The following is a 14,304-nucleotide window of genomic DNA, read 5'->3' as shown; positions in this document are numbered from 1 at the left end:
GTGACCGCGCCGCTGGGGGACTCGCAAAACCCTTCGAAACTGCGAAACCGGGCGCTAAGTGAGGACCATGTCTAACAAGGACGATACGCCCCTCGAACTGTTCAAGCAGGCACTGGCCGCGACCGCCAAGGCGATGAGCCAGACGCGCGACGTGGAAACGAGCTTTGTCTCAGAGGCTGGCCGTATAGAAGAGGGCCGCCTCGTCCTGCAATCGCCGCCCCGGGAACTTTCGCCCGAACAGGCAGCCCGCGCCCGCGGTGAGGCAGACGCGCTGTCGCTGCGCATGGCCCACCATGATGCCTCTGCGCACGCGGCTGACAGGCCAAGCGGCGAAATGGCCCGCCAGGTCTATGAAGCCGCGGAGCGGGCCCGCATCGAGTCGATCGGCGCCAATGCGATGGACGGCACGGCCGCAAACCTCGACGCGGCGCTGGCAGCCCGGTGTGAAAAGGCAGGTTATAGCCGCATGCAGGACCGCACGGATGCGCCCATCGCGCCGGCGGTCGAGTTCCTGCTGCGTGAAAAGCTGACGGGCCGCAAACTGCCAGCGGAAGCCGAAGGCATCGCCTCGATCTGGCGCGACGAGGTTACCTCGCGCGGGGGCAATGCGCTTGATGAGTTGCTTGGCCAGCTCAACGATCAGCGCGCTTTCGCAAAGACCGTCCAGCGCCTCATCAAGGACCTCACCGAAGGCGATGAGGCTGGCGACGAACAGGAAGACGAAAACGAATCCGAGAGCGAAGAAGAGTCCGATCAGCAGGAAGCCTCCAGCGACGAGCCCGATCAGGGCGATGAAACCGAAGGCTCGTCCACCGAAGAGATGGAAGCTGGCGAAAGCGACGACGTCGAAGGCGAAGAGACCAACGTTTCCGTTGACGCGGATGCTGAGGCTGACGGCGAAGAAGACTTCGACGAGAGCGATGAGGGCTCAAAGCCGCTTCGCCCGAATTATCGCGACGGGGATGAAAAGCAGGACTTCTCCTACCGCGTCTTCAGCACGGCGCATGATGAGATCGCCAAAGCCGCAGACCTGTGCGATCCAGAAGAACTGACGCGGCTGCGCGCCTATCTCGACCATCAGCTCCAGTCCCTGCAGGGCGCTGTCTCGAAGCTTGCCAACAGGCTGCAGCGCCGGCTCATGGCACAGCAGAACCGGTCCTGGTCATTCGATCTTGAAGAGGGCGTGCTGGACACAGCGCGCCTGACGCGCGTGATCACTGATCCGACGGCACCGCTTTCCTTCAAGCAGGAAGAAGACTCCGAGTTTCGCGACACGGTTGTGACGCTGCTCCTGGATAATTCCGGCTCAATGCGTGGCCGCCCGATCATGATTGCGGCGCTCTGTGCCGACATCCTCGCCAGAACGCTTGAGCGCTGCGGTGTGAAGGTCGAGATTCTCGGCTTTACGACCAAGGCCTGGAAGGGCGGGCTCGCCCGTGAGGACTGGGTGAAGGCGAACAAGCCTGCCGGTCCCGGGCGGCTCAATGATCTTCGTCACATCGTCTACAAGTCGGCAGATGATCCGTGGCGCCGCGCGCGGCGTAATCTTGGTCTGATGATGCGAGAAGGCCTCCTGAAGGAAAACATCGATGGCGAGGCCCTGCTCTGGGCGCATAACCGCATCCTCGCCCGGCCCGAACAGCGCAAGATCATGATGGTGATCTCTGACGGGGCGCCGGTTGACGATTCCACGCTCAGCGTGAACGTCGGCAATTATCTTGAGCGGCACTTGCGCCAGGTGATCTCTGAAATAGAGAACCGTAGCCCGGTCGAGCTGATCGCCATCGGCATCGGCCATGATGTGACCCGCTATTATCGGCGTGCCGTAACCCTCGTCGACGCCGAACAGCTGGGCGGAGCCATCACCGAACAACTTGCCAGCCTCTTCGATGAAGAAGGTAATCTGCCTGACCAGAAAGCGATGGCGGTGCAGATGCCGCGTGGCACTGGTGGCGGCCAGAAGGCGGCAAGTGGCGTTTCGGAGACCGCGCGCGGTGGCCCGCGCTATGGCTCGCGGGATGTCAAGCGCACCTCGATGCAGGAAATCGCGCGCAAAGCGACCAAGAGCTGACCGTTCCGGACAGGAAACAGATGAAAAACATCCTCGTGCCTTCCATTTCACTCATGGCGATGGGGCTGGTCGCCTGCAGTTCTGGCACGCCTGTCACCCCGGCCAGTCCCGACGCTGCGCCCTGGAGCTATGAGAGTGTTGCCGGCACGCTTGGAGACCTCTCCTGCCCCAATGGCGCCGCCGAAGGTTTTGCCATGTCCTTCGTCATGGCGGCGGAGCCGGTCGAGCTTGGTGAAGATGACAAGGTCGCAGACGCGCTGACGGGTCTTTCGTTCAGGGCAGGTTGGGCGCTGGACGCGCCGCTCGCCTCGTTTGGTGGCCTTTCAGGCCTTGATATCCTGCCGGGCGGAGATCTGCTGGCTGTCTCTGATGCGGGCGCGCTGGTCGCCATACCGTTCGATCAGGAGGCGCTGGTCCCGCGCGGGCAGGCGACGCTGACCTATCTGCGCAACCAGGATGGCGAGGTGCTGACGGGCAAGGCGGACGCCGATGCCGAGGGTTTGCATGTGCGCGATGGCGCCGCCTTTGTGAGCTTCGAACGCAACCACAGGGTCGCGGCCTATGCCTTCGACCGCTGCGGCGGGAATGCCGCCGCGGTACCGATCGCCCGCATGGGCGACCGGCCAACAGGTCTCGGGCGATCGATAAGCGAGAATTCAGGATCAGAAGGGCTCGTCATGATGGATGATGCGCTTCTCGTCGGCATAGAAACACTGACCGGTGGCAAGGGGCCGATTGGCCGTGTGACCGAAGCGGGTGGTATTTCCTTTGCGGGCACGAACTGGGTGGACGCAGAAGGCGCGCCGCTTGTGGGTCTAGATGAGGCTGGGGGCCGACTCTATAGCCTTCACCGGGCCTATAACCCGCTCTTGCGCCAGAATACGATCTCGATCCGCGTGCGCTCGCAAGAGGGTGAAACAAAGACCCTTGCCTTCATGGGGGCACCGCTGGCCCTCGATAATTTCGAGGCGATTGCGGTCATGCCGCTGGCGTCAGGCGAGGACCGTATCTTTATTCTGTCGGACGACAATTTCAGCGATAATCAGCGGACGCTTCTCTATGTGTTCGAGACGGTGCGAGACTAGTCGGCCCACATCCTGATCAGGTTCGAAATAGACTTGTCGAGGACGAGCCGTTGCTCCGCCTTGGGCGAAAAGCTCGCGCGCAGGGCTTCGAGGTCTGCCAGGAGCTCACGCTGGTCCGCGCGCCTTATACGGCTTTCAATCCACCCGACGCAGGCAAGGCGCGACCCGCTCGTCACTGGCTCGACGCGGTGGATGGCGCCGGACGGATAAAGAACGAGCGTTCCGGCATCTGGTTTGGCGGTGAACTCGCCTGCGGTCGTCGAAAGCGTCAGCGCGCCGCCTTCATAGCAGTCTGGATTGGACAGAAAGAGTGTGAAGGAGAGGTCCGTGCGCACATTCACCTCGCCAGAGCCCATGATCGCATTGTCGACATGGAAGCCATAATGGCCCTCGTCCTCGGTGCGGCTCAGCAGCAACCGGGAAAAGCGCTTGGGGCGGGCCACTGCTTTCAGGGCGTCATGTCCTGAAACCGCTTTAAACAGAAAATCATGCAGACCCTTGCCTGCGCGCGAGGAGAGGTCGGCCTGAAGGTTGGATTTTACCTGCCTGGCTGTCCGTCCAGCCGTCAGCTTTCCATCACGCCAGTCGAGCGCGGACGCCTTCTTGCGCACGCGGTCGACATCCTCGGCATTGAGCAGGTCCGGGATCGTAAAGAACATGGCGCCCCTCATTGAGTTTGAGACTTACTTGCACTAAGTCAGTCACAGTTTAAAGCCACTCTTCCCACGTCTGGAGCAGAAGTCCCATGAGTTTCACGCCCCGCAATCTTGTTCGTTTTGGCCTCACGGCCGCTCTACTGTCGACAACCGCGCTAGCTGCCTGCGGCGGCGAATCTGGTGAAGCCGCCGGTGAGGCTGGTGAGAGCGCCGCCATTAGCGAAAACCAGGATACCGCAGCCATGTCTGGCGAGGACGAAGGCGAGATGGCAGGGGCCTCTGGCGAGATGGGCGAAGGCGAAGGTGGAGAAGGTGAAGGCGGCGAAGCTGGCGGCCACGACACCGGGTCGCTGGAGCGCCATAACCGCCTTGCTTTCATGCGCGGCCATGTCGAGGCGGGCCTCGCGCTTTACCGCGCGGGCGCTGTGGAGCCTGCATCGGTCCATATGATGCACCCAGTCTCCGAAACCCACGCTGCAGAACGCGAGGGCCTCGATGAGCTTGGCTTCAAGAGCAATCTCTTCGTAAATATCTCCGAAGCGCTTGAAGCTGGAACGGCCTCCGACGAGATCGAAAGCCAGCTGAAAGAAGCCGAAGAAAACCTCGCCGACATGGCTGATCAGGCCGGCGGCGACCCAGTGGAAATCCTCGACTTCCTCATGGAGACGACGCTCGAGGAATACCGTATCGGCGTCGTTGATGGTGAGATCGTCAATGCCGGCGAATATCAGGATGCATTCGGGTTTGTGCGCGTCGCCTCCGATTATGCTGCTGACCTTGAGGGCGAAGACGGCGACGCCGTGCGCGCCGAATTAGCGCGGCTTCAGGCGATGTGGCCGGAAGCCCCGGTCCCGGGCTCCGACCCTGCCCCGGTCAGCGAAATCGCCGCGCAGGTGGCCCGCGTTCAGCTGGAGCTTTCCGGGCTTCGCTAATTCTTGACCGCGTCGATCAGGGCGGCGGCTTCATATGAGTCCCAGTTCGCTTCACCTGCCAGGCGCGCGATCTCTATGCCCGCCTCGTCATAGATGACTGTGGTCGGGAAGCCGCGGGCGCCGCTGTCATAGACAATATCCCAGCGCTCGGGCGGTGCGAAATAGAAATCGATGACGCCGCCCGTCAGTTCCTGCAGGCGCTGGCGGGCATAGTCCCGGTCCTCTTCTGCATCCACGCTGATGGCGACGACCTTGAACTTCTCGTCGCCCTTCATGGACTGAAGCGCGGCAAGCGACGGCATTTCGCGCTCACAAGGGCCGCACCAGGTCGCCCAGAAATTGACGAGGATCGTACGGCCCTGGAAGTCTTTCAGCGTAACCGGGCTGCCAGACGGGTCATCAAAGCTGGCGTCGGATGCAGGGTCTCCGCGGCCCGACACGTCGAGCCCGGATAGCGAGCCTGTGGCAAGCTGCGCAATGCGATCGGCATTTCCGCCCTTGGAAGTTGCCTGCAGCAATGTCAAAGACACGCCGACAAGACCGATGACGAACAGTGCCGGAAGACCAAATTTCACGAGGCGGGACATGCCGATACCCTCTCATTTCTCAGGATGCAGGACATGGTAGATAAGCCCTCAAAAGGCCAGCAGATGTGGGGAGGACGCTTTGCCGCGCAACCGTCCGATATCATGCAATCGATCAATGCCTCGATTGATGTGGACCGCCGCATGGTGCTTCAGGACATTGCGGGCAGCCGCGCGCATGCCGACATGCTCGCCGAGACGGGCATCATCACCGCTGAAGACAATGAGGCCATACAGGGCGGTCTCGACCAAGTGCTGGAAGAAGTGAAGGCGGAGACCTTCCCCTACCGGGTCGAGCTTGAAGACATCCACATGAACATCGAGGCGCGCCTGAAGGAGCTGATCGGCGAACCTGCCGGGCGGCTTCATACGGCGCGCTCCCGCAATGATCAGGTCGTGACGGGCTTCCGGCTCTGGACGCGCGGCGCGCTTGGCGAAGCCGCAGGCGCGCTGACGGCGTTGCAGCGGGTCCTGCTTCGCCGTGCCAGCGAAAACGCCGACACGATCATGCCGGGCTTCACCCATTTGCAGACCGCGCAGCCTGTTACCCTCGGCCACCACCTCTTGGCCTATGTCGAGATGGCTGAGCGCGACAAATCGCGGCTGCTGGGCGCGGCCCTCCGCGCCAATGAGTCGCCGCTAGGTGCTGCTGCGCTTGCTGGAACCGGGTTCCCGATCGACCGCGACATGGTGTCCGAGGCGCTCGGCTTTGACCGGCCGATGGCGAACTCGCTCGATGCTGTTTCTGCCCGCGATTTCGCGCTTGAATCGCTGGCGGCGCTCTCGATTGCCGCGACACATCTCTCGCGTCTGGCTGAAGAGCTCGTTCTCTGGACCAGCGCGCAGTTCGGTTTTGCACGGCTGTCGGATGAATGGTCGACCGGCTCCTCCATCATGCCGCAGAAGCGCAATCCGGATGCGGCCGAGCTTATCCGCGCCAAGTCAGCCCTGATCGCAGGACAATTCGCCAGCCTTCAGGGCGCCGTAAAGGCGCTGCCGCTCGCCTATGCGAAGGATCTACAGGACGACAAACGCCTCACCTTCGAGGCCTTCGATACGTTTGGCCTCTGCGCCAAGGCGATGGCGGGCATGATCGACACGATCACTTTCGACAAGGACAATATGCGCGCGGCGGCGGCGAAGGGCTATTCGACGGCGACCGACCTTGCCGACTGGCTTGTGCGTGAACTGAAACTGCCCTTCCGCGATGCACACCACGTCACGGGCCAGATCGTCGCGATGGCAGAGGCAGAGGGGGTCGGCCTGGAGGCGCTTTCGTTAAATTCCATGCAGGAAGTCGAACCGCGTCTTACCGACGCCATCTTTTCCGTGCTAAGCGTCGAAGCATCCGCCGCCAGCCGCGAAAGCTATGGCGGCACCGCACCTGTCCGGGTGCGTGAGCAGATTGAACTTTGGACCAAACGTCTGGGCGTGGAGGCCACAACATGATGAAACCACTGAGCGCGATCGGCCTTCTTACTCTGGCATGTGCCGGCCTTGGTGGCTGCGGCGTGCGCGGTGATCTTGACCGTCCGCCTCCAATCTTTTCCTCATCGCCGCCAGATGAAGAGGCCCGCCAGCCTGTCTCGGCCCCCGTTGCTGTGGCGCAGGCGCCGGCAAAGTCGGCGGACGAGGCCTATTACAATGAGCTTGGCGGCGAGATCCCGAAATCAGACCCAGCGGCCGATATCGGCGAGTCTGGTCTGGGCGACGTCTCGCCTGAATAGAGGCCAACCGGTTGCATCACTTCGATTATAAAGACGGCCGCCTCCATTGCGAGGATGTGGCGCTGGATACGATTGCCGATGATATTGGCACGCCGGTCTATGTCTATTCCGCCGCAACGCTCCGCCGTCACGCGCGCGTGATCGCCGACGCCTTCGACGGGATGAGCTGCCTGATCGCCTATTCGGTCAAAGCCAACGGCAATCTCGGTGTTCTGAAGACGTTGGCCGATGAGGGCTGCGGCGCCGATGTCGTCAGCGGCGGTGAGCTTCTGCGCGCGCGCAAGGCGGGCATTCCTGCGGCGCGCATCGTCTTTTCCGGGGTTGGCAAGACACGGGCAGAAATGCGCCTCGCCCTGGAAGAGGGTATCCACCAGTTCAACATCGAAAGCTCTGCCGAGCTCACCGTGCTGGCAGACGTCGCCAAAAGCATGGGCAAGACGGCCAAGGTCGCCGTGCGGGTCAATCCGGATGTGGCTGCGGGCGGTCATCCGAATATCTCGACAGGCAAGGCGGGCGACAAGTTCGGTGTGCCATGGGCTGAGGCCCGCGAGGCCTATGCTCAGATTGCTGAGACCGACGGTGTCGAGGCTGTTGGTGTTGACGTCCATATCGGCTCCCAGATTGATGACATCGCCCCAATGCGCGCCGCGTTCATGAAGGTCATGACGCTGGTGCGGGAGCTTCGCGAAGACGGACATGATATCCGCCGCGTCGATCTCGGCGGCGGGCTGGGCATCCCCTACAGGTCCACAGATAATCCGCCCCCGCCATCGGCCTATGCGCAGATGATCCGTGAGGTCACCGAAGGGATGGGTCTGGAAGTCATACTTGAGCCCGGCCGCGTCATCGCTGGCAATGCAGGCGTGCTTGTCACTGAAGCTCTCTTCGTGAAGCCTGGCCCCCAGCGCAACTTCCTGATGGTCGATGCCGGCATGAACGACCTCATGCGCCCGGCCCTCTATCAGGCCTATCACGAGATTTTGCCGGTGCGCGAGCGCGGGTCCTCTGACGAAACCGTGCGCTACGACATTGTCGGGCCCATCTGCGAGTCCACCGACAAGTTTGCTGCAGAGCGCGACATGCCGCGCATTGAAGGCGGCGACCGTCTCGCTCTAATGTCAGCTGGGGCCTATGGCGCCGTGCTTTCGTCGCAATACAATGCGAGACCTCTTGTCCCGGAAGTGCTGGTCGACGGTGACCGTTATGCTGTCATTCGCAGGCGCCCGGACTTCGATGAGATGATCGCACTGGAGAGCATGCCCGATTGGCTGAGCTGAAAAGGATCCCCGGACTAGAGCCGAAGATCGCCCGGACCCAAGCGGCGCTCTGGCGGTTGAGTGCGGCCCGGGCCTTTTGGCCGCTCGCCGTCTTTGTCTCGCTTTTCCTTCTCATGGTGCTCACCGGGCTGGTGGATGTTGCGAGCGAGCAGCTTGCCTCCATCGCGCTTATTATCTTCCTTGTCGGGCTTATCCCACTGGCGCTGATCGGCGCCGCGCGGTTCAGAGCGCCGGAAAGAACTGAGGCGATAAGGGAGCTGGATCGCCGGTCGGAGCTGCGTCCGCTTTCCGCACTTGCTGACCGGCCGGCCAGACCGGAAGCGAGCGGTGTTGCGCTGTGGCGCGTCCATGAAACCCGCCTCACCGATGCGGCCCGCCGCCTCGATCATCCGGATTTCGGCGCGCGCTGGAAAGCAGCAGATCCCTTTTACCTTCGTTTCCTGCTGCCTGCGCTGCTTGCTGCGGCGGCGCTTCTAACATTTGCCAGTGCCGGGGACCGTCTGTCGCGGGCCTTCAGCCCTGACATTGGTAGTCTGTTCGGCGCTGACACGATCCGCATCGAGGCGTGGATTACGCCGCCACAACATACCGGCAAGCCGCCAGTGTTTCTTGCGTCGGGAGATGCGCCGGTTCGCGTGCCGGCCGGGTCCGAAATTACCGTGCGCGTGCAGGCGCCATCAGCGCCGCGCCTTGTGATAGAGAGCGCCGATGATAGCGAGCGCCTTCGCTTTGCAAAGACCCCAGAAGGTGCCTATGAGGCGCGCGCGGTGATCACCGCCGACAGTGAGGTCCGCGTGACCTGGTGGGGAGAGCGGGCAGTCTGGCGAGTGCGCGCCTCGCCGGACGAAGCGCCAGTGGTCGAATGGGTCTCAACGCCGGAGCTGACGCCTACCGACAAGACAGAGTTTTCCTGGAAAGCCAGCGACGACTACGGTGTCGAAAGTCTCGAGCTCGTCCTCTACCGCGTCGACGAAGGCGGTGACGCGACCGCCGATACGGTGGCGGTGCAGCTGCCGGGCGTCTCCCCAAAGAACGCTGAAGAGACAACGGCGCTCGACCTTACCCGGCATCGCTGGGCCGGTCTGGAAGTGCGCGGTTTCCTGCGGGCAACCGATGGTGCCGGCCAGTCAACAATGAGTGAAGCGGCTGTCTTCATCCTGCCAGAGAAACTGCTGCTGCAGCCGCTGGCACAAGCGATCCAGGACATTCGTGTCACCATCCTGCGCGAAGATGACGCCTATGAAGAGGTCGAAAGCCCTAACCGCGAAAGCCTTGAGGCGGGCGAAGTCTTTACCGCGGCGACGCAGCGTATCGATCGCGCCCCAGCGGGCATCCAGCGCGCCTCGCTCATGATTGAGGCGGTGACCTACAAGCCAGAACGCTTTTTCGAAGATGTAAGTGTGTACTTCGGACTTAGCCACGCAGGCTCAATATTGCAGGCGGCAAGCTCTACCGATGAAGCCGATGCGACCGAGCCGCTTTTGTGGTCTCTTGCGCTGCGGGCAGAGTATGGCAGCGCCGCTGATGCACTTCGGGCGTTGCAGGCGGCACGTCAGGCGCTGGAAGAAGCGCTGCGCGATGGTGCCTCGGAAGCCGAGATCCAGCGCCGGCTGGAAGCGTTCAAACAGGCGGCTCAGAACTATCTCGCGGCCCGTATGGCCGAGGCCATGGCGAACGGACTTGATGCCCCGCCAAGTGATACAGACAGCGCGCAAAGTGGCGGCGGCTCGGCCCTTGGGGGTTCGGATTTTGCAGACATGCTGGATGCGCTCTCGGACCTGACTGAAACAGGGGCGAGCGACCAGGCTCGCCAGCTGCTGTCTGACATCACAAACATGCTCGAGAACCTCGAATTCCAGCAGGGCAATGGCAGCGGTGATGGCATGCCAGGGATGCCTGGAGCGCAGCAGGGCGAGAATGAGGAAGACCTGCCTGAAGAAGAACGCGAGATGTCCGAGACACTGCGCGAGCTCTCAGATCTTTTGCGCGAACAACGTGAACTCAATGATGACACGCTGGCCGAGGAGCGTGGCGAGCGCCGTGGTCCGCCCGGACAGCCGGGCCAGCAACCTGGCCAGCAAGAGGATGGCCAGCAGCCCGGTGAAGAAGGGGAAAGCGACCAGCCCGGATCACCGCAGGGCGAGGACGGCCAGGATGGTCCGGGAACCTCGCTCGCCGAGCGCCAGAGCCGTCTGGGCGATCTGGTCGATGAGCTTGCAGAGCGACGCGGCCGCCAGGGTGGGTCCAGCGAAGACGGAGACGGGCCGGGCGGCACGGTGGACGAAGATGCTCTCGAAGCCATCGAACGTGCGCAGCGCCGGGCGGCCGAAGCCCTTGAAGATGGAAACGGGTTCCGCGCCCAGCGCAATCAGGATGATGCCACAGACCAGATACGTGATCTGGCGCAGGATCTCGCCGGTGAGCTGGATGAGCTTCGCCGCGAACGGCTGGGCGATGAATACGGGAATAATTCCGATCAGGTCGACCCGTTCGGGCGTCCGATGGGTGGCACCTCAGACAACCGGGACGTCACAATTCCTGACCAGGCAGAACGCCAGCGCGCCAAGGATATCCTCGAGGAGCTTCGCCGCCGTTATGGTGAGACGCCGGACGAGGAAGAGCGCGATTATCTGGAACGCCTGCTCGACCGGTTCTGATCAGGCCGCGCCGGGCCCGTCATCAGGATCACCGCCATTGGCTTCATTTTCGCGGAAAGTTCGCATCATGAAAATGGGCACAGAGCCGCGCTCGGTGACCGCCCAGTCAAGCGGCTGGTCGTGCGGCTCTGACGGGAGGTCGTCGATCATCTGCGCATGAAAGCCGATGCCGCAGGCGAAAACCCGGCCCGCCTCGCGCAGGTCCTTGATTGCGCGATCATAGTGACCCTTCCCGTAGCCAAGACGCACACCAATATTATCGAAGGCCAGAAGCGGCATCAGGATGAGAGTTGGCTGAACGGTCTCCGCCGTCTGAAGTGGCTGCTGCAGCCCCATCGGGCCATCTTCGAGCGCATCCCCGCTTTTCCAGCTCCGGAACGTCATCGGCGGGTCGGCTTCAAGCCGGGGCAGGGCAAGCTGCGCGCCTTCAGCTTCCAGCCGCGCCATCAAGGGTTGCGGGTCTATCTCGCTTCCGATGGGCAGGTAGCCGGCCACAACTGGCCCATAGCGTTCAAGCAGCTTCAACGGAAACTTGCCGGCCAGCGTTTCGCCCGCATCGGGATCGCGCGCATGCGCTTCCTCACGAACGGTTTTCAGCTCGTGGCGGAGGGCGGCTTTTTCCTCGGCGATCAAACCGTTTCCTCTTCGGTGAGGCCGACAAGCGCCTTGGCATAGGCCTCAGCGCTAAAAGGCTGCAGGTCTTCGGCTTTTTCCCCGACGCCGACAAAATGGATCGGCAGATCATGGGCTTCGGCAACAGCAACAAGCACGCCGCCTTTGGCTGTGCCATCAAGCTTTGTCATCACGATGCCGGAAACGTCCGCTGTGTGCCGGAAGGCTTCGACCTGGCTCAGTGCGTTCTGGCCCACAGTGGCATCGAGGACGAGGATCACGTCATGCGGCGCGTCCGGGTCCAGCTTGCGCGTAACGCGGACGATCTTGGCGAGCTCAGACATGAGCTCTGCCTTGTTCTGAAGACGCCCGGCCGTATCGACCAGCACCAGATCAAGATCATCCCGGCGCGCCTGTTCGATGGCTTCATAGACAAGTCCTGCTGCGTCCGCGCCGGTCGGTTTTGAGAGGACGGGAATGCCCGCGCGATCGCCCCAGACGGTCAGTTGCTCAATGGCGGCGGCGCGGAATGTATCGCCCGCCACCAGCAGCGCCTTTGCGCCCTGATCCTTGAGCTTGGAGGCGATCTTGCCAATTGTCGTCGTCTTGCCAGATCCGTTTACCCCGACGAACAGGACAACACGCGGGCGCGGCCCGTCTGAAAAGTCGACGATCTGTTCGCGCGGTTTCATGATCGCTTCAATCTCGCTCGCCAGCGCGCGGCGGATCTCATCGTCATCGACGTCCTTGTCGAAGCGGGTGCGCGCCAGATTGGCGGTGATCTTCGCAGCCACCTTGGCACCCATGTCGGATGTGATGAGAAGGTCTTCGAGGTCTTCCAGCGCCTCATCATCGAGTTTGCGGCCACCGAACATGCCGGTGAGGCTGGTGCCGAGCTTGGAGGATGATTTCGAAAGCCCGCCGGATAGTTTGCCGAAGAAGCCGGGGTCTCGGATTTCGGCATAGGGGTCTGGTTCGCCCCGCGCGATGGCGGCCTGGCGTTCTTCTTCCTTGCGGCGCGCTTCTTCGCGGGCGGCCTCGGCGCGGCGGCGCTCTTCGAGAATTTTTAATTCGTTCTCGGCCTTCTGGCGCGCAGCCTCATCGTCGGCATTCTGGGCCTCGCTTTTCTGGCGCTCTTCCCAGGCCCGGTTCGCTTCGGCGATGGCCGCGTCGATCCTGGCCTGCTCAGCCGCTTTGCGTTCGGCTTCTGCGGCCTCTTCGGCGGCTTTACGCTCAGCCTCTTCCTTCTCGGCCGCTTCCTTTGCGGCGAGCTCCCCTGGCGTGAGCTCAGGTTCGCGCATCTCCGCGCCAGCCTCTTCAAGCTCCTGTTTCTTGTTCTTCTTTCCGAACCAGAGGATCATGCAGGCTCCGCAATCAGTTTCTGCCCATCATGAGCGACTATCCGCGCCGGGGTGGGGCGTCCAGCCTCCAGCGTCGCAAAGCCGGTCAGCGAGACACGGGAAAAATCAGAGAGGCGCCCATCGGCCTCCTGCTCGACAAGCACATCGCGCAGACCGCCGACATGGGTGTCCAGATGCCGGGCAAGGGCCTTGTCGCCCACTTCGCGCAAACGCGCCGCGCGGGCCCTAATCATCGACTTCTCAAGCTGCGGCATGCGGGCCGCCGGCGTGCCGGGCCGTGGGCTGTAGGGAAAGACGTGCAGGAAAGAGAGGTTGCAGTCTTCTACAAGACGCATTGAATTCTCGAAGGCGCTCTCGGTCTCTGTCGGAAACCCAGCAATGATATCGGCGCCAAGCGCCATATCAGGCCGGATGGCGCGGAGTTTCTCAGCGAGCACGATCGCATCCTCGCGCGAATGACGCCGCTTCATCCGCTTCAGCATCAGATTGTCGCCATGCTGCAGCGACAGGTGCATGAAGGGCGCAAGACGCGGCTCGGCCATTGCCTCAAACAGGGCGTCGTCCATCTCGATCGCGTCTATGGATGAGATGCGCAGCTGTTCCAGCTCCGGCACCAGTTTCAGGATACGCTGGACCAGATTGCCCAGCTGCGGCTGACCGGGAAGGTCCGCGCCCCAGCTGGTGAGGTCCACACCGGTCAGCACGACTTCATAATGGCCCGTCTCAACCAGGCGGCGGACCATCTGGACCACCTCGCCAGCAGGTACGGAGCGGGAATTGCCGCGGCCGTAAGGGATGATGCAGAAGGTGCAGCGATGGTCACAGCCATTCTGGACCTGAACATAGGCGCGCGCCCGTCCCTCCATCCCATCGATGAGGTGGCCGGCCGTTTCCTTCACCGACATGATGTCGTTGACGAGGATCTTCTCGTGGCCCTCATGCATCGCTGGCGAGACCCACGTACCGGCCTGCATCTTTTCATGGTTGCCGATGACGCGGTCGACCTCCGGCATGGCGGCAAATTCGCCGGGATCGATCTGCGCGGCGCAGCCCGTTACGAGGATGCGCGCACCTGGATTGTCCTTCTTCGCGCGGCGGATCGTCTGGCGCGCCGTTCGGACCGCCTCTGAGGTGACCGCGCACGTGTTTACGATAATGGCGTCATCCAGGCCTGCAGACTCCGCATGCCCGCGCATCACCTCACTCTCATAGGAGTTGAGGCGGCAGCCGAGCGTGATCACCCGGGCCTTCGTCTGAGGGTCTTTTGTTGCCGTCATGTTCAGAATGCCTGTCGAGACCCGCCACATCGCGCCGAACGCCTCTGAAATCAAGGTTTCGCGGG

At 62.5% G+C, this 14,304-nt stretch carries 12 protein-coding genes; 7 read left to right on the top strand and 5 right to left on the bottom strand.

Features of this window, described 5'->3' with window-relative positions; genetic code table 11:
• Window positions 1–67: 67 nt before the first annotated feature.
• Together cobT and F550_RS0111925 are read left to right on the top strand one after the other, a co-directional pair.
• Window positions 68–2,071 carry a cobaltochelatase subunit CobT gene (gene cobT / locus F550_RS0111930; RefSeq protein ID WP_018148792.1) on the top strand — a complete coding sequence of 668 codons (2,004 nt, stop codon included), beginning with the start codon at window positions 68–70 and terminating at the stop codon, window positions 2,069–2,071.
• Between the two features lie 20 nt (window positions 2,072–2,091).
• Window positions 2,092–3,156 (top strand): esterase-like activity of phytase family protein, encoded by a 1,065-nt coding sequence (locus F550_RS0111925; protein WP_018148791.1) that lies wholly within the window; start codon window positions 2,092–2,094, stop codon window positions 3,154–3,156.
• On the opposite strand, the gene F550_RS0111920 is transcribed toward F550_RS0111925, so the two are convergent.
• Window positions 3,153–3,815, bottom strand: coding sequence for a Fe2+-dependent dioxygenase (locus tag F550_RS0111920; protein ID WP_018148790.1), 663 nt, complete (start codon window positions 3,813–3,815; stop codon window positions 3,153–3,155). The genes F550_RS0111925 and F550_RS0111920 overlap by 4 nt on opposite strands.
• Before the next feature lie 86 nt (window positions 3,816–3,901).
• Between F550_RS0111920 and F550_RS0111915 the strand changes: the two genes are divergently transcribed.
• A complete protein-coding gene (locus F550_RS0111915) occupies window positions 3,902–4,744 on the top strand; it encodes a hypothetical protein (RefSeq protein WP_018148789.1) in 843 nt (280 codons plus the stop codon).
• On the opposite strand, the gene F550_RS0111910 is transcribed toward F550_RS0111915, so the two are convergent.
• A complete protein-coding gene (locus F550_RS0111910; RefSeq protein ID WP_018148788.1) occupies window positions 4,741–5,331 on the bottom strand; it encodes a TlpA family protein disulfide reductase in 591 nt (196 codons plus the stop codon). The genes F550_RS0111915 and F550_RS0111910 overlap by 4 nt on opposite strands.
• Before the next feature lie 24 nt (window positions 5,332–5,355).
• Between F550_RS0111910 and argH the strand changes: the two genes are divergently transcribed.
• The 4 genes from argH to F550_RS0111890 are packed head-to-tail and all read left to right on the top strand — an operon-like array spanning window position 5,356 to window position 10,989.
• Window positions 5,356–6,777 (top strand): argininosuccinate lyase, encoded by a 1,422-nt coding sequence (argH, locus tag F550_RS0111905; protein ID WP_051076834.1) that lies wholly within the window; start codon window positions 5,356–5,358, stop codon window positions 6,775–6,777.
• Window positions 6,774–7,055 (top strand): LPS translocon maturation chaperone LptM, encoded by a 282-nt coding sequence (gene lptM / locus F550_RS17720; RefSeq protein ID WP_018148786.1) that lies wholly within the window; start codon window positions 6,774–6,776, stop codon window positions 7,053–7,055. Before argH ends, lptM begins: the two co-directional genes overlap by 4 nt.
• An 11-nt stretch (window positions 7,056–7,066) precedes the next feature.
• Window positions 7,067–8,332, top strand: coding sequence for a diaminopimelate decarboxylase (lysA, locus tag F550_RS0111895; protein ID WP_018148785.1), 1,266 nt, complete (start codon window positions 7,067–7,069; stop codon window positions 8,330–8,332).
• Window positions 8,320–10,989, top strand: a complete 2,670-nt coding sequence (locus F550_RS0111890; protein WP_018148784.1) for a DUF4175 domain-containing protein — start codon at window positions 8,320–8,322, stop codon at window positions 10,987–10,989. Before lysA ends, F550_RS0111890 begins: the two co-directional genes overlap by 13 nt.
• Here F550_RS0111890 and F550_RS0111885 read toward each other — a convergent pair whose 3' ends face one another.
• From F550_RS0111885 to mtaB, 3 genes are read right to left on the bottom strand one after another with little or no spacing between them, the layout of a single operon-like run.
• Complete coding sequence (locus F550_RS0111885) at window positions 10,990–11,622, bottom strand: 5-formyltetrahydrofolate cyclo-ligase (RefSeq protein ID WP_018148783.1); 633 nt, start codon at window positions 11,620–11,622, stop codon at window positions 10,990–10,992.
• On the bottom strand, window positions 11,619–12,962 hold the full coding sequence (ftsY, locus tag F550_RS0111880; protein ID WP_018148782.1) for a signal recognition particle-docking protein FtsY: 1,344 nt from the start codon (window positions 12,960–12,962) through the stop codon (window positions 11,619–11,621). The genes F550_RS0111885 and ftsY overlap by 4 nt, the downstream gene beginning before the upstream one ends.
• Complete coding sequence (gene mtaB / locus F550_RS0111875; protein ID WP_051076870.1) at window positions 12,959–14,239, bottom strand: tRNA (N(6)-L-threonylcarbamoyladenosine(37)-C(2))-methylthiotransferase MtaB; 1,281 nt, start codon at window positions 14,237–14,239, stop codon at window positions 12,959–12,961. Before mtaB ends, ftsY begins: the two co-directional genes overlap by 4 nt.
• Window positions 14,240–14,304: the final 65 nt, after the last annotated feature.

The organism is Henriciella marina DSM 19595 (assembly GCF_000376805.1).
GTDB lineage: Bacteria > Pseudomonadota > Alphaproteobacteria > Caulobacterales > Hyphomonadaceae > Henriciella > Henriciella marina.
This window is presented reverse-complemented; position numbering and strand designations above follow the sequence as displayed.